Annotated in this window: 21 protein-coding genes and 1 tRNA gene; 1 reads left to right on the top strand and 21 read right to left on the bottom strand. The window is 38.5% G+C overall.

The annotated features are described in order from the left end of the window. Nucleotides 1-198: 198 nt before the first annotated feature. Nucleotides 199-1974 carry a TIGR04190 family B12-binding domain/radical SAM domain protein gene (locus AB1498_11790; protein ID MEW6088973.1) on the top strand — a complete coding sequence of 592 codons (1776 nt, stop codon included), beginning with the start codon at nt 199-201 and terminating at the stop codon, nt 1972-1974. Here AB1498_11790 and yacG read toward each other — a convergent pair. From yacG to AB1498_11895, 21 genes are all read right to left on the bottom strand, one after another. After that, nucleotides 1946-2143 (bottom strand): DNA gyrase inhibitor YacG, encoded by a 198-nt coding sequence (yacG, locus tag AB1498_11795; protein ID MEW6088974.1) that lies wholly within the window; start codon nt 2141-2143, stop codon nt 1946-1948. The two genes, AB1498_11790 and yacG, sit on opposite strands and share 29 nt — an antisense overlap. After that, entirely contained in the window at nt 2128-2601 is a 474-nt protein-coding gene (locus tag AB1498_11800; protein ID MEW6088975.1) for an NYN domain-containing protein, read from the bottom strand. Before AB1498_11800 ends, yacG begins: the two co-directional genes overlap by 16 nt. Nucleotides 2602-2632: 31 nt before the next feature. After that, on the bottom strand, nt 2633-3307 hold the full coding sequence (locus AB1498_11805) for a YggS family pyridoxal phosphate-dependent enzyme (GenBank protein ID MEW6088976.1): 675 nt from the start codon (nt 3305-3307) through the stop codon (nt 2633-2635). Between the two features lie 47 nt (nt 3308-3354). Next, complete coding sequence (pgeF, locus tag AB1498_11810; protein ID MEW6088977.1) at nt 3355-4137, bottom strand: peptidoglycan editing factor PgeF; 783 nt, start codon at nt 4135-4137, stop codon at nt 3355-3357. Beyond that, nucleotides 4121-4444, bottom strand: a complete 324-nt coding sequence (locus AB1498_11815) for a DUF1844 domain-containing protein (protein ID MEW6088978.1) — start codon at nt 4442-4444, stop codon at nt 4121-4123. Before AB1498_11815 ends, pgeF begins: the two co-directional genes overlap by 17 nt. 104 nt (nt 4445-4548) lie before the next feature. Beyond that, nucleotides 4549-6195, bottom strand: coding sequence for a hypothetical protein (locus tag AB1498_11820; protein ID MEW6088979.1), 1647 nt, complete (start codon nt 6193-6195; stop codon nt 4549-4551). Next, nucleotides 6192-6917: an ABC transporter ATP-binding protein gene (locus tag AB1498_11825; GenBank protein ID MEW6088980.1), complete on the bottom strand. Its 726-nt coding sequence runs from the start codon at nt 6915-6917 to the stop codon at nt 6192-6194. The genes AB1498_11820 and AB1498_11825 overlap by 4 nt, the downstream gene beginning before the upstream one ends. Next, the gene (locus tag AB1498_11830) at nt 6914-8380 is read right to left on the bottom strand and encodes a transglutaminase-like domain-containing protein (GenBank protein MEW6088981.1); all 1467 of its coding nucleotides are present in this window, start codon (nt 8378-8380) and stop codon (nt 6914-6916) included. The genes AB1498_11825 and AB1498_11830 overlap by 4 nt, the downstream gene beginning before the upstream one ends. Before the next feature lie 3 nt (nt 8381-8383). Beyond that, nucleotides 8384-8899 carry a cytochrome c family protein gene (locus AB1498_11835; GenBank protein ID MEW6088982.1) on the bottom strand — a complete coding sequence of 172 codons (516 nt, stop codon included), beginning with the start codon at nt 8897-8899 and terminating at the stop codon, nt 8384-8386. 3 nt (nt 8900-8902) lie between these two features. Further along, entirely contained in the window at nt 8903-10123 is a 1221-nt protein-coding gene (locus AB1498_11840; GenBank protein ID MEW6088983.1) for a redoxin domain-containing protein, read from the bottom strand. A 44-nt stretch (nt 10124-10167) separates the two neighbouring features. After that, nucleotides 10168-11283 carry an HD-GYP domain-containing protein gene (locus AB1498_11845; GenBank protein MEW6088984.1) on the bottom strand — a complete coding sequence of 372 codons (1116 nt, stop codon included), beginning with the start codon at nt 11281-11283 and terminating at the stop codon, nt 10168-10170. 17 nt (nt 11284-11300) lie between these two features. Next, on the bottom strand, nt 11301-12413 hold the full coding sequence (locus AB1498_11850; protein ID MEW6088985.1) for a geranylgeranyl reductase family protein: 1113 nt from the start codon (nt 12411-12413) through the stop codon (nt 11301-11303). Between the two features lie 66 nt (nt 12414-12479). Then, nucleotides 12480-12556 (bottom strand) — tRNA-Val (locus AB1498_11855). A 1-nt stretch (nt 12557) separates the two neighbouring features. Continuing rightward, nucleotides 12558-13289 carry a hypothetical protein gene (locus AB1498_11860; GenBank protein ID MEW6088986.1) on the bottom strand — a complete coding sequence of 244 codons (732 nt, stop codon included), beginning with the start codon at nt 13287-13289 and terminating at the stop codon, nt 12558-12560. Nucleotides 13290-13299: 10 nt separating this feature from the next. Next, complete coding sequence (locus AB1498_11865) at nt 13300-14904, bottom strand: CTP synthase (protein ID MEW6088987.1); 1605 nt, start codon at nt 14902-14904, stop codon at nt 13300-13302. Between the two features lie 8 nt (nt 14905-14912). Next, nucleotides 14913-15716: a 3-deoxy-manno-octulosonate cytidylyltransferase gene (gene kdsB / locus AB1498_11870; protein MEW6088988.1), complete on the bottom strand. Its 804-nt coding sequence runs from the start codon at nt 15714-15716 to the stop codon at nt 14913-14915. Between the two features lie 25 nt (nt 15717-15741). Next, on the bottom strand, nt 15742-16224 hold the full coding sequence (gene rfaE2, locus AB1498_11875) for a D-glycero-beta-D-manno-heptose 1-phosphate adenylyltransferase (GenBank protein ID MEW6088989.1): 483 nt from the start codon (nt 16222-16224) through the stop codon (nt 15742-15744). Beyond that, nucleotides 16212-17225 carry a D-glycero-beta-D-manno-heptose-7-phosphate kinase gene (gene rfaE1, locus AB1498_11880; protein ID MEW6088990.1) on the bottom strand — a complete coding sequence of 338 codons (1014 nt, stop codon included), beginning with the start codon at nt 17223-17225 and terminating at the stop codon, nt 16212-16214. Before rfaE1 ends, rfaE2 begins: the two co-directional genes overlap by 13 nt. Then, nucleotides 17212-18174: a hypothetical protein gene (locus AB1498_11885; GenBank protein MEW6088991.1), complete on the bottom strand. Its 963-nt coding sequence runs from the start codon at nt 18172-18174 to the stop codon at nt 17212-17214. The genes rfaE1 and AB1498_11885 overlap by 14 nt, the downstream gene beginning before the upstream one ends. Before the next feature lie 3 nt (nt 18175-18177). Next, entirely contained in the window at nt 18178-18930 is a 753-nt protein-coding gene (locus tag AB1498_11890; GenBank protein ID MEW6088992.1) for a DUF3108 domain-containing protein, read from the bottom strand. Nucleotides 18931-18944: 14 nt separating this feature from the next. Further along, nucleotides 18945-19802: a 3-hydroxyacyl-CoA dehydrogenase family protein gene (locus AB1498_11895; protein ID MEW6088993.1), complete on the bottom strand. Its 858-nt coding sequence runs from the start codon at nt 19800-19802 to the stop codon at nt 18945-18947. Nucleotides 19803-19807: the final 5 nt, after the last annotated feature.

Here is a 19807-nt window from a genome sequence, read left to right on the forward strand (position 1 = left end):
TTGCTGACGGAATAAAAGAAATATTTGCAAAGTATTCAGGCATAGTTTTCAATAAAACAGGCCAAACAAATAATTTGATTTATCAAACGGCTTTATTTTGACGCTGAAATTTTGGGGATACTTCTCTTCTTATTAATAATTGAAAATCTTGTAAAAATATATTATAATTACATATTTTAAATTTACGGACAGGTAAAAATGAAAGAAGTCGATTTATTGCTTTTGCACGCGCCAAGCGTATATGATTTCAGAAAATACTCGCTTTTATTCGGGCCTATAAGCGACGTTATCCCTTCCACCCCGATATTCGAGATGTACCCGATCGGGATGACGCGCATAGCGGCATTTCTGGATTCCAACGGCTACAGGGTCAGGATTAAAAATGTCGCCCTGAAAATGCTTCTAAATCCTAAATATGATCCGGAAGAATTTATAAAAAATATAAATGTGAAATTTCTTTTTGGCATTGACCTTCACTGGCTTCCACACGCCCACGGGAGCCTGGAATTAGCCAAAATAGTAAAAAAATACCATCCTGATAAACCTATTGTCTTTGGAGGGTTATCTTCGTCATATTTTCACAGGGAATTAGTTAAATACCCGCAGGTTGATTTCGTCATAAGAGGTGATTCTGCCGAGATACCTGTCTTAAAATTAATGGACACTTTAAAAACAGGCGGGGACCTGTCACAGATACCCAACCTCACATGGAAAAAAGACGGTAACATAGTTGTAAATAAAATGACTCATATACCTTCAACACTCCAGGATGTATCCGCAAACTATAAATATATAATAAAATCTGTAATAAAATACCGGGACCTTTCCGGCCATATGCCTTTTCATTACTGGGTATCGTATCCGATTACCGCGATTATGACCGCGCACGGGTGCAAATATAATTGCCTTACCTGCGGCGGTTCCGCAGACGCGTTTGAAAAAGTCTGCAGCCGGAATGAACCCGTATTTTTTTCGCCGGAATCCGTCATAAAAACAATAAAAAATGCAGATCGTATCATAAAAGGCCCGATTTTTATAATCGGCGACCCATACCAGCCCGGCGAAGAATATGCGTGGGAAATGGTCCGCCTTTTAAAAAACGCCAGGATTAAAAACCAGCTTCTTCTTGAATTTTTTAAACCACCCCCAAAAGAATATATTAAAGCGGCAAAGGAAGCGGTCCCGACCGTGAGTGTAGAGATTTCTCCTGATTCTCATGATGAAAAAATAAGACAGATGTACGGCCGTCCTTACACCAACGCGGAACTGGAACGGATGATTGATGACTGCATTGAATTTAATTATCATAAAATTGATATTTTTTTCACTATCGGACTTCCTATGCAGACCATGAAATCCGTTGCTGAAACAATAGATTATTGCGAATATCTGATGGACAAATATAAAATGCACGTTGATAAAGTTTTTCTTTATATTTCTCCGCTTGTGCCTTTCATTGACCCGGGCAGTCCCGCTTTTGAAGAACCGGAAAAATACGGTTACCGCCTTTTCAGAAAAACCCTTGAGGAACACCGTACAGCTTTACTGAATCCAAGCTGGAAAGACATGATGAGCTTCGAAACAATATGGATGACCCGCGATGAGATTGTTCAAAGCACCTATAACGCGGCGGAAAGGCTTAACCTGTTAAAACTTAAATACAGGCAAATCTCAGAAAAAAGGGCAAAGGAAATTGATATTTCCATTAAAAAATCTGTTGAAATCATCGCGAAAATAGACCAGATAAAGCAATTAAAGGACCCCGGCCAGGTGCAGGCGGAACTTTTAAAAATAAAACCTCTTATCGACAGGCTTAACCGCGATATTTTATGCGACAAAAGGGAGCTTGACAGGCCGCTAATTTTTAAAGGAATGAAGGTCCCCCGCTCAATACAAAATTTTCTTGGTGATATTCATGTCTTTTTCAGCAGGATAATCCATCTTTTCAGGATCCTGAATTTCCGTTTAAAATAAGATCATCATTTTCTTCCAACGGTCGGCTGACCTTGTATTTATCTGTTAACCAATGATAAAGGTCGGCGTTTTTGCATCTTGCGCCGCAAAACGGGAAAAAGTTATTTCCTTCTCTTTTTATTGATACTTTACAGATTGGGCAATTTAAACGGTTTATTTTTTTAGCCATATTTTTTTAAGTTCATCGGTTATTTCAAGATAGCTCTCGTCATATTCACTGGGTTTTTCACTGCAGGACGCCCTTGATTTTCTTTTTGCTTTTGCAAAAAACTCAACAATGTTTCGCACTTCCGCACCGAGACCGCGGGTGTAATATCTTATTTCATTATCATCGGTAACGACCACCATTTCACGCGGATTTTTCGATCTTTCAACCATCCTTTTTATCTTGTTGTCAGCCGTCTCATCCTGGGTAAAAACCACGCCCCTTTGCCCGTTTTCACACGGTGAAAAAACATCCCGTTTCCCGTCAAACACAATGGTCCGCGTATTATTTTTGCTTCCTGTCAATTTATATTTATCTATTAAAGCAATAAGCCTCTCTCTCCCTGCCTGTAGATTATTGTCCTCGCAGAGACAAAGTTTATGCATCGCGTTATAACCGTCTATGATAAAATGTTTTGACATGCTAATCAATAAGTCAATTTATCTCATCCCGTCAGGCGGATGTTCCAAATATCCCTCTGCCGATTCTTACAATATTCGCCCCTTCTTCAACTGCTGCCTCAAAATCACCGGTCATACCCATTGAAAGATATTCTATCTTTCTGCCGGTGCTGTCTTGTAAACCTGATAAAAGCATGCGCAATTTCCTGAAATAAGGGCGCGTATCTTCAGGGTTTTCAGATAATGGAGCCATTGTCATCAGACCTTTCATCTCCAATTGCGGTAAATTTAATATCTCTTTAACCAGGTTTTCCGCGTCGCCGGGTTTTACGCCGTATTTTGATTCTTCGCCGGACACATTGACCTCCACAAGGACCTTTATCTTTTTCCCCGTGGATAAAAGTGAAGAATTCAATTCTTCAGCCAAATGCGAACTGTCTATCGACTGGATCCATCCAAAAATACCCGCGGCTTTTTTAACCTTATTGGTCTGCAAATGTCCGATCATATGCCATTCAACCGGAACTTTCAGGTTTAAATATTTTCTTTCCGCTTCCCGCACCCTGTTTTCTCCTATACCGGTAATTCCCGCCTCAATTGCTTCTTTGATCTTTTCTTCCGGGACATATTTAGTCACAGCGATTAATTTTATTTCCCCGGGATTCCTGCCCGAACGCTCCGCTGCCCGTGCTATTCTCATTCTTATATTTTCAATATTACTTTTCACATTACTATTCATTGCTTAAAACTTTCGACTTTTAACTTTGAACTGTTTTATTCCATCCACGCGAGTGACATCATGCGCCCGGTTTCCCCATAATCCCTGCGGTGAGAGAAAAACAAAGCGGGCTGGCATGAAGTGCAGAAATTTGAAGGATAAATATTCTCACTTTTCAACCCGGCATTCCGCAATAATATTGTGTTCGTCTCCACAAGGTCAAAATATATTTTGCCATTTTTTCTTTTCAGGCCTATTTCCCTGCCGTTAAAAGCCTTCGTGGTTTTATCCGCTAAATCGTTATTTATTGAATAACAATTTGAACATATCGCAGGCCCTAAAACAGCATAACAATCCCGTGCTTTAGTATTAAAATCGGTCTTCATTTTTTTTACAGTTTTATAAGCCAGAAAAAGGAGTGTCCCCCTCCATCCCGAGTGAATCAGCACGATAATCTGATTAAAAACATCGAAAACCATGATCGGCAGGCAGTCCGCTGTCATAACAGACAAAACCACGCCTTTTTCTCTTGTAATCAAGGCGTCTGTAGCCGGAAAGCAAAGATTGACGCCTGTTTTGACTTCCGCTATTTTTTCACCGTGGGTTTGCTCCGGTTTTGCGATATTATTCTCACGAAAACCGTTTAAATCAAAAAATTTTTCCCTGTTAAACACCACATCTTCCTTTTTATCACCCACGTTGAAACTTAAATTTAATGAATCATACGGCGGTTTGCTCACACCTCCCGCCCGCGTGCTTATTAAAAATTTAAATTTCGGGCTGAACATTTCAGGCATTAAATTTAACACATTTACGCCGTTTTTACTGTTTTGTTTCATTCTTTCCGCTCTCATCCGCGAACCTTAATCTTAAATCATCGAGCATAATTTCAATATTATTTTTCACCTTGCTGTCAAGCAAACCTTCAATTTGTTTATATAAAACCGCCATTGAATCTATCGCTATTTTTGCCTGCGTCAATTCCCTTTTACCGCTCGTATCCAGCTTGCCCTCCGGGTTTGGAACAACACCCATGTAATGCAGGGAAAGCGTCCCGAGGACAACAATATAATTCTGCAGAACATCCGTTACTTTTGGCGGCCCTTCATATTTTTTCGACTGGTTTTTATTTTTTTCATCAGGCATTTTTTACTCCTTTCAATGAGCAATTTCAACACGTCTACAAAACATCCCTCTTACAGCAAATAGAAGGTTTTGGTGCGGGGTTTGACACATTATACCATATTAAATCAAAATTCCATTTGACAAAGCTTTTTATATCCTATTTTGAGAGGTATAAAAAACACTGCCAGGTTAATCAGAAAAACTGTGATAAATGACAGGTAAATCCTCAAAGTCGTATATAATGAAAGCTTCCTGCTGAATATTTCCGCCCACAAAATCCTGCTTACCGGGAATGCCTCCATTATAATCACAAATCCAATAAAAGCAATTGTAACCAGCATGCAGATCAGACCGCCGAAACTTGTAGATATCGAACTCTTGTTTTCAAATTTAAACACGGGGAAAATTATTCCCAGGGAAATTGAAAGCGATACTATTCCCGAAGTCAAAAAAATAATTGTTATTATCGATAAAATAAACATAAACCTGTCTGTATGAAGGATTATATTTGTCACACATATGAGAACTAACGACAAAAACAGCAAAGGTATAAAATTAAAAACATACTTGCTCCATAAGAATCTTTTTAAATCAAACGGAGAACTTTTTATAAGCGTCAGTGATGTTTTTTCAGAACTTATGCTTGGGAAGGCGAACCGCACTGAAATCGCGGACAAGACAAACCCGGCTAAACCCAAATTCAAAAAAGACACCAGGTTTTTTAAATATAACGTCGGCAAAGGCGATTTCTCGAGCGGTAAGGCTGAAAAGTTATATATGTAAACCACCACCAGCGACAGCAACAGGAATAATTGCGACCATTGTGAAGAGTCACGAAAAAATACCAGCAAATCTTTGCGGATAACCGGGTTATTCAATTTGTTAAGCCATGGCAAACCAATTCTCTTCTGCCTCCCTTCCTGCGCGTTGGACCAGCAGGAGAAAAACAGCCCGCCAACTGTTTCCATCATGACAATAAATAAAAACAGGGCGTTAATCCATGTAAGCCCGAGATAAAAATATAAATCTTTATTTAAATAGTCCCTTTCCATCAGGGAGGAAATAATTTTCAAAATCCATGCTGACGGGAAAAAAATATTTTCCGTGGCCTTAAGCGATGCCAGGTAACTTGTCAGGGTGAGAAACCTGTCAGGGTCAACAAACTGCTCCGGCTTTAATAACCTTATAAACAAATAAAATCCAATCCCGAATACAAGCCCCAATATAAAGAAAATCCATTTTGTACGTTTAACGGAAAATATTTTTGCGAGAATGTTTGTGGTAATAACGCCCAGCAGCGATGCGATAATTATAAACGGCACAAAAGACGAAATAACAATAGCATAAAATTTCCCGTCTGCGTTTATTACCCTGCCCAGGCTGTAAAACACGGGCAGGCTGATAAAAATAATCATCCATGAACTCTGGAAAAATGTTTCCCAGAATTTCTTAAAAATTATTTTTGAATAAGACACAGGGGATGCCATCAAAAGGTTAATATCAGAGGACTGGTAAAAAGTCGACAACCCGGTTATAATATTGCTGAAATAAATAAAAGAGAAAAATGTTGCCAATATGAGCGAAAACAATTTTACAATAAGAAGCCTGCCGATAAATTCAATCGAGTTAAAATAAAGCAAAATCTTAAACGATATAAGATAACTTGCTATCGCAAATGCAAAAGAGAGGGAAGTAAACAATATTATTTTTAATATCTCCCGCCTCCCGCCGAAAATAATTTTATTTTTAAAAATATAAATGGCCGGTATCATTTGTCAGTAAGTTTAAGAAAAATCTCTTCAAGGTTTTCTACATTGTCGGATTCCGCTTTATTTTTTAATTCATCAAACGTCCCAAGGGCTATAAGCTTCCCTTTATATATAACGCCGATTCTCTCGCAAATCTCCTGGGCCAGAAATAATGTGTGCGTGGACATGAATATTGTCACGCCTTTCTTCGCAAGTGTAACAAAAATATTTTTTACAATTTTACTGCTCCTGGGATCCAGCCCCACCATGGGTTCATCAACAATAATAACCCTGGGCTCATGGATTAATGCTGAAATTATAACCAATTTCTGCTTCATTCCATGAGAATAACCCTCGATAAGATCATCAGCTTCATATGTTAAATTAAATAAATCCAGCAGTTCCATTCCTTTGTTTTTTATTGTGTTTTTATCAAGATTATAAAGCTGGCCCAGGAAATATAAAAACTCCCATCCCGTAAGTTTTTCATATAAAAACGGTTCGTCGGGAATAAGCCCGGTTATTTTTTTCGCATCGACAGGATTTAACGATATATCGATATTATCGATTTTGATAGTCCCTGCTGTAGGCATGAGCAAACCAGAGATCATCTTTATAGTGGTTGTTTTACCCGCGCCGTTCGGCCCGATAAAACCGAATATCTCCCCCTTTTTAACATTCAGGCTAAGGCCGCAAACTGCCGGATTTTCCCGGAATTTTTTAGAAAGATTAACAATATCTATCATTTATACTCCAATATTTTTATATGAATCTGCCCGATAATTTTCAATATGTCCATCTGCTGTGCCAGTTCGCCTTCAATAAATTTAACATGTGCGGCATCAGCGGGGATTTGTCCAAAAACCGAATCAACACTTATCCATTCGTTCCGGGCAAACACCTCGTTCCACGCGTGATAAAAAAAACCATCCCCGGAGTAAACCAGTCCCACACATATTTTTGAAGGCAGAGCGGCCGCCCTTGCCAGCGCGGTAAACAGCGTCGCATGTTCGTTACAATCCCCGGTTTTTGTTTTTAAAATTGAAACGGCATCAGGAACACTGACTGTAACCCTTTTCTTCAGGTTTTGATTCAACCATTTTGTAATCAATTCCGCCTTCTTTAAAGAATCTTTCTCATTCCCTGCAATCTCATCTGCTTTATCTTTAATTAACGGGTCGTCCGATTGTATAAAGAGGCTTGATGCCAAAAATTTATCCGCCCTGCCTGTTTTATTTTCTTTAAAAGGCAGGTTAAATATTTCTAAAATATTCCCGTTTATCCTTTGCCGTCCCTGGTTTAAAAGAGGAAAACCGTTCAAATCAATCCCGCTTAATTCTAATTTCAAATAAGTTATTTCTCTCGGGTTTTCTATATGTTTTTCGGACACTACACGTGTTGATTTTATTAAATCAATCTTTTCATTTTTATCTAAAACATTTAATGCGTCATCCTGTCTCTCCCTCTTTAAAACAAATCCCATCGGGCTTTCTTCCCTGAGCCTTGTACCGTCTTCTTTCAGCCATGCATAAACGATAATCCCGTCATAATCTTCCCTGATTTTATACGCCTGTTCCGTTTTGCCATAAATTTCAACCTGATCTTTTTTTTCAACATGCACTGACATTCTTTTGTTTGTAAGAGTAAAAGGATCATAATATGGAAATATATAATTACTTCCCGGGATTAAACCTTTACTTGAAATAATCTGGTTTATGTTGCTTGTAATTAAAGGTATTTCTTCGACAGGGATGGAAATGTTTTTTACCGATTTATCGGATGACATCCTTATTTTAAATTCATTGCCGTCCATCTTTCCTTCTATTTTCAAATTATACATGGCTGAAAACAAATAGGCTGTAAAATCTTTTAACCTGAAATTGGAATCAATTACCGCATTATTTTTTATTCTCATATTTATATGTTCTTTCCCCGCGGTAAAAGCCATGTAACTTTGTTCGTCAACAATATACACATTCTTATCCTTATCAGGTATCATCATCCAGTGGCTGTAACCTATTTTTTCGTTTTTAAAATAGATCCCCATCCATTCATCTTTGACCAGTGAATTATCAACATGGGTTGTATCAAATTTATTATTTATTTTTTTTGGCGCATAATTATTTTTAACCAAAACATACATCATACCCATCCATATGATTAAAATACCGACCTTAAAAGACACAAATAGAATATTTTTAATTTTCATCTTTTATTTTTCTAAATACCGGCGCGGGATAAGATGTTTTATTTTGGGATAGGCCATCCTGAATACAAATGGTTTGTAATGCGGGCTTTCCTGGTTATGACATTTCTTGCAGGTTTCTTCTGTCGGCATGATTAAACCGGCTTCAATTGCTTTTTTACGCTGGAAGGAAAGATTCTTCTTATATTCCCCTTCATCCATTATTTCTATTTTTTTATACAGGCTTCCGGCCCCATGGCAGGCTTCACACTGGACACCCAGGAGGTCATCAGCTTCAATTCCCGGGGACGCGGGTTCGTTATAGCCTGTAACATGGCACTTGAGGCAAAACGGGTTTTTTCTCTCTTCTTCGTTAAGGTCATCATACGCATGAGCATGTTCACTCTCTTCCCACTTTTCATAAATCATGCCTGCATCCTTCCTCATATGGCATGTGCGGCACCGTTTACTGCCTTCATAAGTAGCCTGGGATGCAAAAATAACCTCTGTTAAAAACAATAATAATAAAGCTGTTTTTTTCATTTTTTAAATATCACTTCTTGCAATCTCAATAAATTTTTTATAATTACTATTGGATTTCTTGAATGCCGAAATAGCATCATCAGTGTTTTTCTCTTCTAAATACAGGTTTGCCAGATCATAGAAAACGTTTCCCTTGTTTTGAGAAAGTTCATCCTTTAAAACTATGTTACCGGCATTATTTTCATCAATTATTTTTATGGCCTCAAGAAATTTTTCTTTTGCCTTTTCTTTTTCACCGTTTTTGTAATATGCTGTCCCAAGCCCATAAACAATGCTTGGATCACGGGGCGCCAACTTTAATGCCTGGTTAAATTCCTCAATGGATTCGGCAAGCCTGTCACCATTGCGGCAGACAACCGCGTAATAATAATGTGTTTCAATATTTTTGGGATCCAAATCCAGGGCGGTAATAAAAGAGGCTGAAGCACTGTCGATATTATCCTGTCGGGCAAATACCCTGCCGAGCAGGCTGTGGCTTAAGGGAAATTTATCATCTTCTTTTAAAGAAGTCATTATTTTTTCTTTTGCCTTTTCCATAAAGCCCAATTTAAACATTTTTATCGCAAAATTATAATAAAATTGTGATTTCCCTTTAGGGACATATCCCTCTGCGATTTTAGGCTTGGGGACTATTTCTATCGAGAGTGGTTTTTCAAACGATTTTTTCACCAATCTTTCCCCTGATAGTTTCGGGTAACCCGGCAAAATAGATAAAATTTTATTATCCATATCAATAACGGCTAAACTTGGGGTGGTAACAACGCCGTACTGATTATAAATTTTTAATCCATCATCGATAACAACCGCAAAATTAATACCCTTTTCTGCAATAATCTGGCTTACTTTGTCCAGTTCTTCAAATGTTGTTTCCTTATCGGAATTTGGGACATAGACCGCCAGAATGTTTAAACCGGAATCTTTATATTTGGCGTATAAATCCTGTAATACCATTAATTCATCTGTTGAATTTGTAGAATTAAAATTCCAGAAAATAACGCCTGTTGCAATGTTTTTTCCGGCAAAATCCTTAAGATTAATTTTGGTTTTATTCATATCGCTTAATGTGAAATCTATCGCAGGGTCGCCTTCCCGGATTCTTTTAAAGGCCTGTCCTTTGGCTATCGGTAAAAATATAACAGCAACAAAGCTTAATAATAAAATAAAAAAAATATTTTTGGCAAAAGGCGACGAAGTTTTCGTTGCGAATTTTTCTAATCCTTGCATTAGCATTTTCCCTCCTAATCAGAGATTTAAACTTTGATTATATATTAACAATCAGTTTCCTCTAAATATTCCAGAAACACTTCTACTATTTTAGGGTCAAATTGTTTGCCGCTTTCTTCCTTTATTATTTTCCTGGCCTCTTCCTTGAATAAAGCTTTGCGATAGGGCCTGTCAGAAATCATCGCATCATATGAATCGGCCACCGAGATTATTCTTGATTCAATCGGGATATCTTCTCCCTTGACCTCACCCGTATAAGAACCGAAACTGCCGTCCAATTTACCGTCAAATCTTTCGTGATGATAACGGACTATCTGGCGGACATCCTTTAATTTATTGATGCTTTTTATGGCCTCTTCTCCGATCATAGGATGTTTTTTTATCATTTCAATTTCAAATTCATCCAGGGGGCCTTCTTTATTTAATATGGCACCCTTGATTCCTATTTTGCCGATATCATGCAATGAAGCCGCAATCCGGACATTTTCAATTGTTTCAGTAGGCAAATTCAGCTTTGCGGCAATGGCGACCGCGTATTCACGGACCGCGTGGCAATGTTTACCGCCGGTATAAGGGTCTTTAAATTCAATAAGCTTACCCAGCGCGTCAACGGTATTTATAAAATCCTCGTGCTGCTGGGCCGCCATTTTTATTTCTTTTTGATGGAATTCCTGCGATTGAAAACTGCTGGCAAGAGAAATTATATAAAAAAAAGGCAAACGGATAAAAAAAGCGGGGTCCAGAATTTTATCAATAGAACTGTCTGCCTTATAAATTATCAAAACATATACCAGACAGCTCAACGAAGATACTACAAAAGTCATCTTGACATCCTGGCCTATAGTCGCCATTAAAATAGTTAAAAAATATACCAGGTAAAAATTACTGTCTATTTCACCGTTATAATAAATCGCCGCAGAAATAAATATAATGTCAAAAAGAAATATGGTATAGTTCATCCAGTTTTTTTCGAAGATTTTGTCCTCGAAAAAATTAAGCATGAAAGTACTAACGGCATATAAAGAAATAAAAGTTAAAATAACAGGCGAATCGAATATAAATTTATTATTCTGGACAAAAATCAAAACAATAATAAATGTTATCAGCCACCTCAAAACAATAAATATATTTTTTCGTTTTAAAGCACTTTCTAGTTTCATTTTCTATTATTTAATAATCAGTATATTCTCTCTCCTGAAATAATATCAATAATATATTTCTGAAAAAACCTGCTGTTTTTTAAAATGTGGTAGCCGATCCGGTTAAATTTGAATACAAAATACGACAATTTTCTTGCAAACTGAAAAGGTATAACCATATCAGTATACACCTTTTCGGCGTAATTGTTAAGAGAAATATTTTTGGATGAAAAATCCATGATGCTTTCGGCCGCCAATTGCCCGCTTTTTAAAGCATAATAAATTCCTTCCCCGAGAAACGGGTCCACAAGCCCCGCGGCATCACCGGCAAGAAGAACCCTGCCTTTTGCGATATTTTGTCTCAAACCGCCCAGGGGAATAATTCCTCCGCGGTGCATAAATATTCTTTTGCCTGAAAGGCCCTGTTTCTCAATAAATTTTTCAAGCAGTCCGGAAATATTCATTTTTTTTAACGTGTATATCCCGACTGAAAATTTATCTTTTCCCGGGAAAATCCACGCATAACCCCAGGGGACAAAACCAAAATCAAACGCCAATGACTCTTCATACCGGATGGAATTCGTTTCATCCATTTCTATATCTGTCGCTACGGACACGACTTTTTCAGGATAATTTAAACCGAGAAATTTTGCCGTCCAGCTTGAGGCCCCGTCCGCACCGATAACAAAACGGGAAACGATTTTCCCGCCCCCCGCTACAATTGAAACTTCCTTTTCCCCGATTTCCATGGATGTTACTTTACTCTCGTCCCTGAATTCCGCCCCTTTTTCAATTGCCTTTTGGACCAGGAAAAAATCAAAATTTTTCCTGTCTATAATACAGCCAATATATTTATCGGCCTTTAATTCAATAAAGTCAGGCGATTTATAAAATATTTTCGCGGTTTTTATCTTTCGCTCTATCAGATGTTCGATATTAAAATCCAGCAATTCCCAGGCTTTAAGGGACAACCCGCCTCCGCAGGGTTTAAAACGCGGGAATTTCTCTTTATCAAGAATAACTACTTTAAATCCGTTTTTTGCAAGGTGATACCCCGCAAAACTCCCTGCCGGCCCCGCACCTATTATCGCGACATCATAACGCATATAAATAATTGTATTGTGTGTGAGTGTGGAACTAACATAATCAATTTTCTCTTCTGCAAATTACAAAATACTAATTACAAAATACACAAATTTTTCACCTGTGAAAAATTTTGGTGGGCGATACTGGACTTGAACCAGTGACCTCCCCGATGTGAACGGGGCACTCTAACCAGCTGAGCTAATCGCCCTCTATTTTTCAATAAAATCCACCAGATAATTTCTCTCATTCGTCGCCCTGTTGTAAATCCACCATGGAATATCAGGCAGCCATACCTGCCTGACTCTTCGTTTTTCCCCTTTAATCAGCAAAAAGAAACCGTCATTTTTAAATTTGTTCAAATAATCATCCGTAAGGCTGGAAAATTTTCTGATATTTTCGATGCTTATATTTTCGGTTTCCTGCCATATTAATTCAGTGGTTACTACATCCCCTTTTGAATAAAGATGCCTTCTGAAATTTGTTCTTAACCTTTTATTCCCGCTTTCAGGGGCGATAACATATTTATCGGCTCTATTCGCATCCAATAAAGGGAAAGCCGGTAAATCATATAGATGTGAATAATCCCCGGTGCCTATAAACGGAGCAATTATTTCTTCAACCTTTATGTTTACGGAATCCCCTCCTTCTGTTATAGCTATTTCCCTTAAAATAAATCCCTCTTTCTGAATAGTTAGTTTAATATTTTTTTTTGTTTCATCAGAGGTTATCAAAATAACAATATATTCAGTATTATCCAATAAAACATCCGCGATGACTTCATATTTCCAGTATTGAGTTTTAGTGACATTCCCGCCCTCCTCCGTAAATTCACCTATTTGCCTCCTGATTATCCACCTGTCGCCCATTTTCGGATCCGGGATAAACCCGTCTGCAAATGAAGCAGAGACAAAAATCAATAATAATAAAATTATTTTTTTCATTTTAAAATTTCTACGCTGTTTTATCAACAGCGGCTTTTATAAATTCACGAAACAATGGATGCGCGTTATCCGGTTTTGACCTAAACTCAGGGTGATACTGCACGGCGACGAACCACGGGTGGCCGCTCAATTCTATTACTTCAACCAGTTTCTTGTTCGGCGATAATCCTGAAATAAGAAAGTTGTTCTTTTCAAATTGCTGTCTGTAATCATTATTAAATTCATATCTATGGCGATGCCGCTCCTTCACGCGCGGTTTACCGTATATTTTACTTAGCAGGGTGTTCTTTTTTATAACACATGGATAAGCGCCCAGGCGCATAGTCGCGCCCTTGTTCTCGATATTTTTCTGGTCAAGCATCAAATTGATAACCGGGTGCGGCGTATTCTGGTCAAACTCCGAACTGTTCGCTTTTTCCAGGTTTAAGACATTTCTCGCGAATTCGATGACCGAGCACTGCATACCCAGGCAAATTCCGAAAAACGGTATCTTATTTTCTCTCGCGTATTTTATCGCCCCGACTTTTCCTTCAATCCCCCTGTCGCCAAAACCTCCCGGCACGAGTATCCCGCTGACACCATTTAAATATTTCGCAGCCCCGTTTGAAATAAGTTTTTCAGCATCAATCCACTTGATATCAAGACAGACTTTATTCGCGATCGCACCGTGTACCAGGGCCTCCGAAATGCTTTTATAGGCGTCTCTGAGTTCTATGTATTTCCCGACAACGGCGATTGAAACTTTCTTCTCCGATGTTTTAATGATATTTACTATTTTTTCCCATTTTGCCAGGTTCTGCTTTTTGGGCCTCATTCCCAGCTTTTTCAATATAATGCGGTCCAATCCTTCTTTATGAAACATCAGGGGGACCTCATAAATCGATTTTATGTCCCTTGCCTGTATGACAGCGTCTTCGCCCACATTGCAAAAAAGCGCTATCTTCGATTTAATGTCTTTTCCCAGCGGTTTTTCCGTGCGGCACAAAAGAATGTCCGGCTGGATTCCAATCTCCTGTAATTCCTTAACGCTGTGCTGTGTCGGTTTTGTCTTTAACTCGGCGGCGGCCTTAATGTAAGGGACCAGTGTCAGGTGGATATAAATGATGTTCTCCCTGCCTATATCCGCCTTAAACTGCCTTATGGCTTCCAAAAAAGGAAGGCTCTCAATATCTCCGACAGTCCCCCCGATCTCGGAAATAATAACATCGATATTTCTTTTCCTGCCAAAATGCGATATCCGCCTTTTAATTTCATTCGTGATATGAGGAATGACCTGGACTGTCTTCCCGAGATAATCGCCCCTTCTTTCTTTTGAAATTACGGTGTGATAAATTTTTCCTGTCGTATGGTTATTATCTTTGCTGAGATTAAGATTTGTAAACCGTTCATAATGCCCTAAATCAAGGTCGGCTTCGGTCCCGTCATCCACGACATAAACCTCGCCGTGCTGGTAAGGGTTCATGGTCCCCGGGTCCACATTTATATACGGGTCAAATTTCTGAATGGTAATTTTAAAACCGTAAGTTTCAAGCAAAGCGCCTATCGAAGCTGACGCGATTCCCTTCCCAAGAGAGGAAACAACCCCACCCGTAACAAAAATATATTTTGTTGACATTGTTTCTCCTATTTTTGTTTTTTAAAAAACTGTTTTGCCCGTTCCAAATCTTCCGCAACATCAATGCTTACCGTATCACCGCTTGTCTCCGCCACTTTTATTTTAAAACCGTGTTCCAGCGCGCGCAGCTGCTCCAGTCTTTCCCGTTTTTCAAGTTCCGTGCAATTTAACGCAACATATTTTAATAAAAAATCTTTCCTGTAAACATAAATCCCGATATGCTTAAAATAATTTTCATCCCTGAAATTTATTTCTTTATTAAAATTATATGGTATTACCGACCTTGAAAAATAAATGGCAAATCCATTTTTATCGGTTATAACCTTTACGACATTCGGGTTTACTAAATCCTCAAAAGAATTTATTCTTGTTTTTAATGTCGCAAAATATACCTCTTTATTTTCAAGGAGAGGCTTTACTGCTTCATTTACCAGTCCCGGGGTAATGGTCGGCTCATCTCCCTGGATATTCACAATAATATCATAAGACATTTTTTTTGCAACTTCCGCTACCCTGTCCGTCCCGGACTGGTGCGCGGGATCAGTCATGACCGCTTCCCCGCCAAAGTCCATGACCTTATCAAAAATTAAATTACTGTCTGTGGCAACAACTATTTTATCCAGTAGATTTGATAATTTTGCCCTTTCAAATACATGCTGGACGACCGGTTTACCTAAAAAATCTATCAACGGTTTAGCTTTTAATCTTGTCGAACCGTAACGGGCCGGAATAACACCGAGTATCTTCACCCCGCTTTTCCCCCTGTTGTTATTATTTAAACTAATTTTTTTGCCCCTCAGCCCTTCTTTCATTCTCAAATCTCAGGAAGAGCGGGGTTCATTGCCTTTTATATCTTTCTGAAATAATTTTTATTATTTCGCTTGTCCCTAATCCTTTTTCCAGTTTAATCCTTGCTATTTTCCCCCCGCCGTTTTTTACAATATCCGCTCCCGCAATTTCAGAAATCCTGTAATCCGCTCCTTTTACAAGAACATCCGGTTTTAATAATTTAATTAAATCATAGGGGGTTGTTTCAGAAAAAATTACCACATAGTCCACCATGTTCAAAGATGATAAAATTTCAGCGCGGTCTTTTTCGGGAACAACCGGCCTCTTATCACCTTTTATGGCCCTGACCGATGAATCGCTGTTTAAACCAACCACTAAAATATCGCCGTATTCTTTTGCCTTCTTCAAATAACGAATATGCCCCCGGTGCAGGATATCAAAACACCCGTTTGTAAAAACAATTGTTTTATTATTTTTCTTTTCTTTATCTAAAACCGTTTTTAAAATATTTTTGGAAATTATTTTTCCCATCCGACCCTTTCAACTTCGACTTCATGAAGGATTTCTTTTATCGTAGTAACGGCAGTCCCTACTTTTCCTATCACAATACCCGCGGCCAGGTTGCCAATATACGCCGACTCATACATACTGGCGCCTGAGGCCAGCGCCAGACTAAACGCGCTAATTACCGTATCGCCCGCACCTGTCACATCAAAAACTTCTCTTGCCATGGCGGGTATGTGAAAATAATCCCCGTTATTCCCAAAATAACTCATCCCGTCTTCCCCCTGTGTTATTAAAATACCTTTACAATTCAATTCCTTAATCAGCTTTTTTGCCGCCAGGTCAAGTGTTTTTTCGTCTACAATCGGGATGCCTGCCGCAAAACCGGCCTCATGATGGTTCGGAGTCAAACAAGTCACGCCATGGTAAGAATGAAAATGGTCCACCTGCGGGTCAACTAAAATATTTCTCCCATAATTTTTTGCTAAATTTATTATATACTTGATTAACTCAGGCGTCACAACGCCCTTCGCATAATCAGAAATGACAATAATGTCCGCTTTTTTTATTATATTATCTAAATATTTGATAATTTTGTTTTTTATATTATCTTTCACTTTATCTTTTTTCTCCCTGTCCAGCCTGACCACCTGCTGGTTATGGGCGATAATCCTCGTTTTTAATGTTGTCGGCCTGTCATTGTCCATTATTATGCCTTCAACACCTATGTTCATTTTTTTTATTTCAGAAAATACTGTTTTCCCCATATCATCATTGCCGATAACACCCGCTAAATAAACCTCCCCCCCCAGCGCATAAATATTGTTTAAAACATTTGTCGCCCCGCCCAAAGTATATGATTCTCTTGTAATGTTTACTATCGGGACAGGCGCTTCAGGAGATATACGGGACACCGTCCCCCATATATACCTGTCAACCATAATATCTCCAAAAATCAACACCTTTTTACCCCTGAATGAATTCAAAATCTCTTTAAGCCGTTTAGTTTCTATTTTATTCTGGTCCATTTTTCACCCTTTTTAATCCATTCTTGATGCTCGCGGCAAAAAGAGGAAACATAAATTCATGGTGTCCCGTAAAACTGTATCCCTTCCCGCCGTTCATTGTCGGCCTTTCTATAACATTTTTATTCGGACGGTAATGCTGAATTTGGTCAAAATTAACCGCTGTAAAACTTTCAACCTTATAATTTAAATTCCTCGCTGTGGTCAGGGCCTTTAAAAAAACTTCAGGCAGTATGACCGCCGAACCAAAATTACAAACAACCCCACCTTCCAAATCCGAAACCACCCCGCAAAAAAGCCTGAAATCCAAAAAACTCCCGTATCCCAGTGATTCCCCGCGGGCCAGGGGATGCTGGTGAATAATATCTGTCCCGATAGCTACATGGACGGTTACCGGAATATCCAGTTTTCCTCCCCAGTATAAAATACTGTTTTCCACGCCCGGCAGTTTTAATTTTTCAATCGTACTCCCTAATGTTTTTCCGATACCGATATTATTCCTGGCGCCGTCATTAATAGCTGAATTCATCAGACTGCCTGTTTCTTCAGCCATCCCGAAACTCCCGTCTTTCAGATTAAGAGCTACATCCTCTGAAGTGCTTCCGCTAAAAGCTATCTCAAAATCATGAATAGCACCTGCTCCATTTAGAGCAATGGATGTTACAATGCCGTTTTTCATTAAATCAATAATAATTGGCGACAAACCGCATTTTATAACATGCCCGCCAAGCATAAAAATAATTGTTCTTTTGTTTTTATATGCCCTGACTACGGACTCTACTATTTCCCTGAACTTCTTCCCGGCATGTATATCAGGCAGTGAATTATAAAAATCATTAAATGAAACATTCTTACTTAAAGGTTTTGCAAAATTTTTTTCAGAAACCAAATTTGACCTTTTTTTTATCGAATATGTTTTTACTTTTTCAAGATCAACCATCTTATATCTCATCAATTATTCCCCTTCCAAATAATCAATCAAAGTTCCTGTCACAGGGCCAAAAGACGTATTGCATTTTGCAAAAACAGGAATTTTTTTATCATCATCGGTAAACCAGACCCATAGATTAACCTGGGTTTTCAGATAGTTGCGTTCCTGTTTCCCCACTGAAAAAGCAACAACATTTGCTTTAAAATCACCCAGCGGGGTCTTAACGACTTCCTTTCTTATGACATTGACCCGCAGGTTCCTGGTTTCCGTGCCTGAAAAATATTTTATATCAATTATATCATTTAACTTAATATCCAAAGAACGAAAATAAGCCAAAATAGAAAGCGGGTCCTGAATTCCCCTTTGTATTTCATAGCGGCCCCCGGGTGTTTCTACCGTCCCATTGTTATGGTTAAATTCATAAACAGCCTTTTTATGATACTTTCCTTCGTTAATATCTTTTTTGTAAAGCAGGGGGAAATTCGTCTCGGTATCAACAAAGGTTTCCACGCGGTCTTTTACCCTGAAAAATATATTGATAAACCCCTGCGTATATGTCTTTGAAATAATATTATACGCGTCTTTTGTTTTTATTTTTTCTATCTCTTCCAATTCAAGAATGTTTACTCCTATTCTTATCCCATTCCATTCCAGGGCGTATATCATCCGCTCCCCGATTTTAAAAATATTTTTGGCGTAAACATCTTTAACAATTACGCCATTCCCCGTGAACAAATAAACCATTAAAAATATAATCGAACTTTTTTTAAACGGCATTCTTTTTGATTTTTTCAGGTTTTGTATTTAAAAAATCCTTCTCCTGTTTTAACCCCCAATTTATTCTCTTTAACTAACTTCCGGATGGTTTCCACCGCATGATACCGTTCATTTTTGTATTCGCCATAAACAATGTCGGCAACTTTAAGGCATAAATCCAGGCCCAAATTATCCATTAAAGCCAAAGGCCCCATCGGCAGCCCCATACCCAGCTGCGCCGCGCGGTCAATCTCTTCTTTTGTCGCGACCCCTTCATCCAAAAGTATTATCGCTTCATTCAAAAACGGGACAAGAAGCCTGTTTACAATAAAACCGGCTCCGTCCTTTGATGTAACTATCTTCTTTTTTAAGGCCTGCGCGAAAAAATCCGTAACTGTCCTGGTTGTTTCACCTGATGTCCCGGGAATCGGCACTATCTCGATAAGCCGTGAAAGAAAAACCGGGTTAAAGAAATGAGAACCTATTATTTTATCTTTTCTTTTAACTGCCGCGCTTATTTTCGTAATAGGAATCGCCGAAGTATTTGACGCAAAAATGACATTTTCCGGGCAGATATTATCAAGGATATAAAATACTTCCCTTTTAATATCCAAGTCCTCCATGACCGATTCGATAATCAAATCGCAGTTTTTGACATCCTTGTAATCAAGAGTGGTTTTTATTTTTGATAAAATGCCCCCCACCTCTTCTTCAGTCATACGGCCTTTTGTTTTCCTGTCATTAATAAAATCATTGATATTGCTCATCCCCTTTTCCAAATTTTCTTTATAAACATCCTTTAAAACAACAGTAAACCCATGATAAGCGATATAAAGGGCTATTTCAGACCCCATTTTCCCCGCGCCGATTACACCAATCTTTTTTATATCCATGTTTC

This window comes from bacterium, assembly GCA_040754625.1.
Lineage (GTDB): Bacteria > JACRDZ01 > JAQUKH01 > JAQUKH01 > JAQUKH01 > JAQUKH01.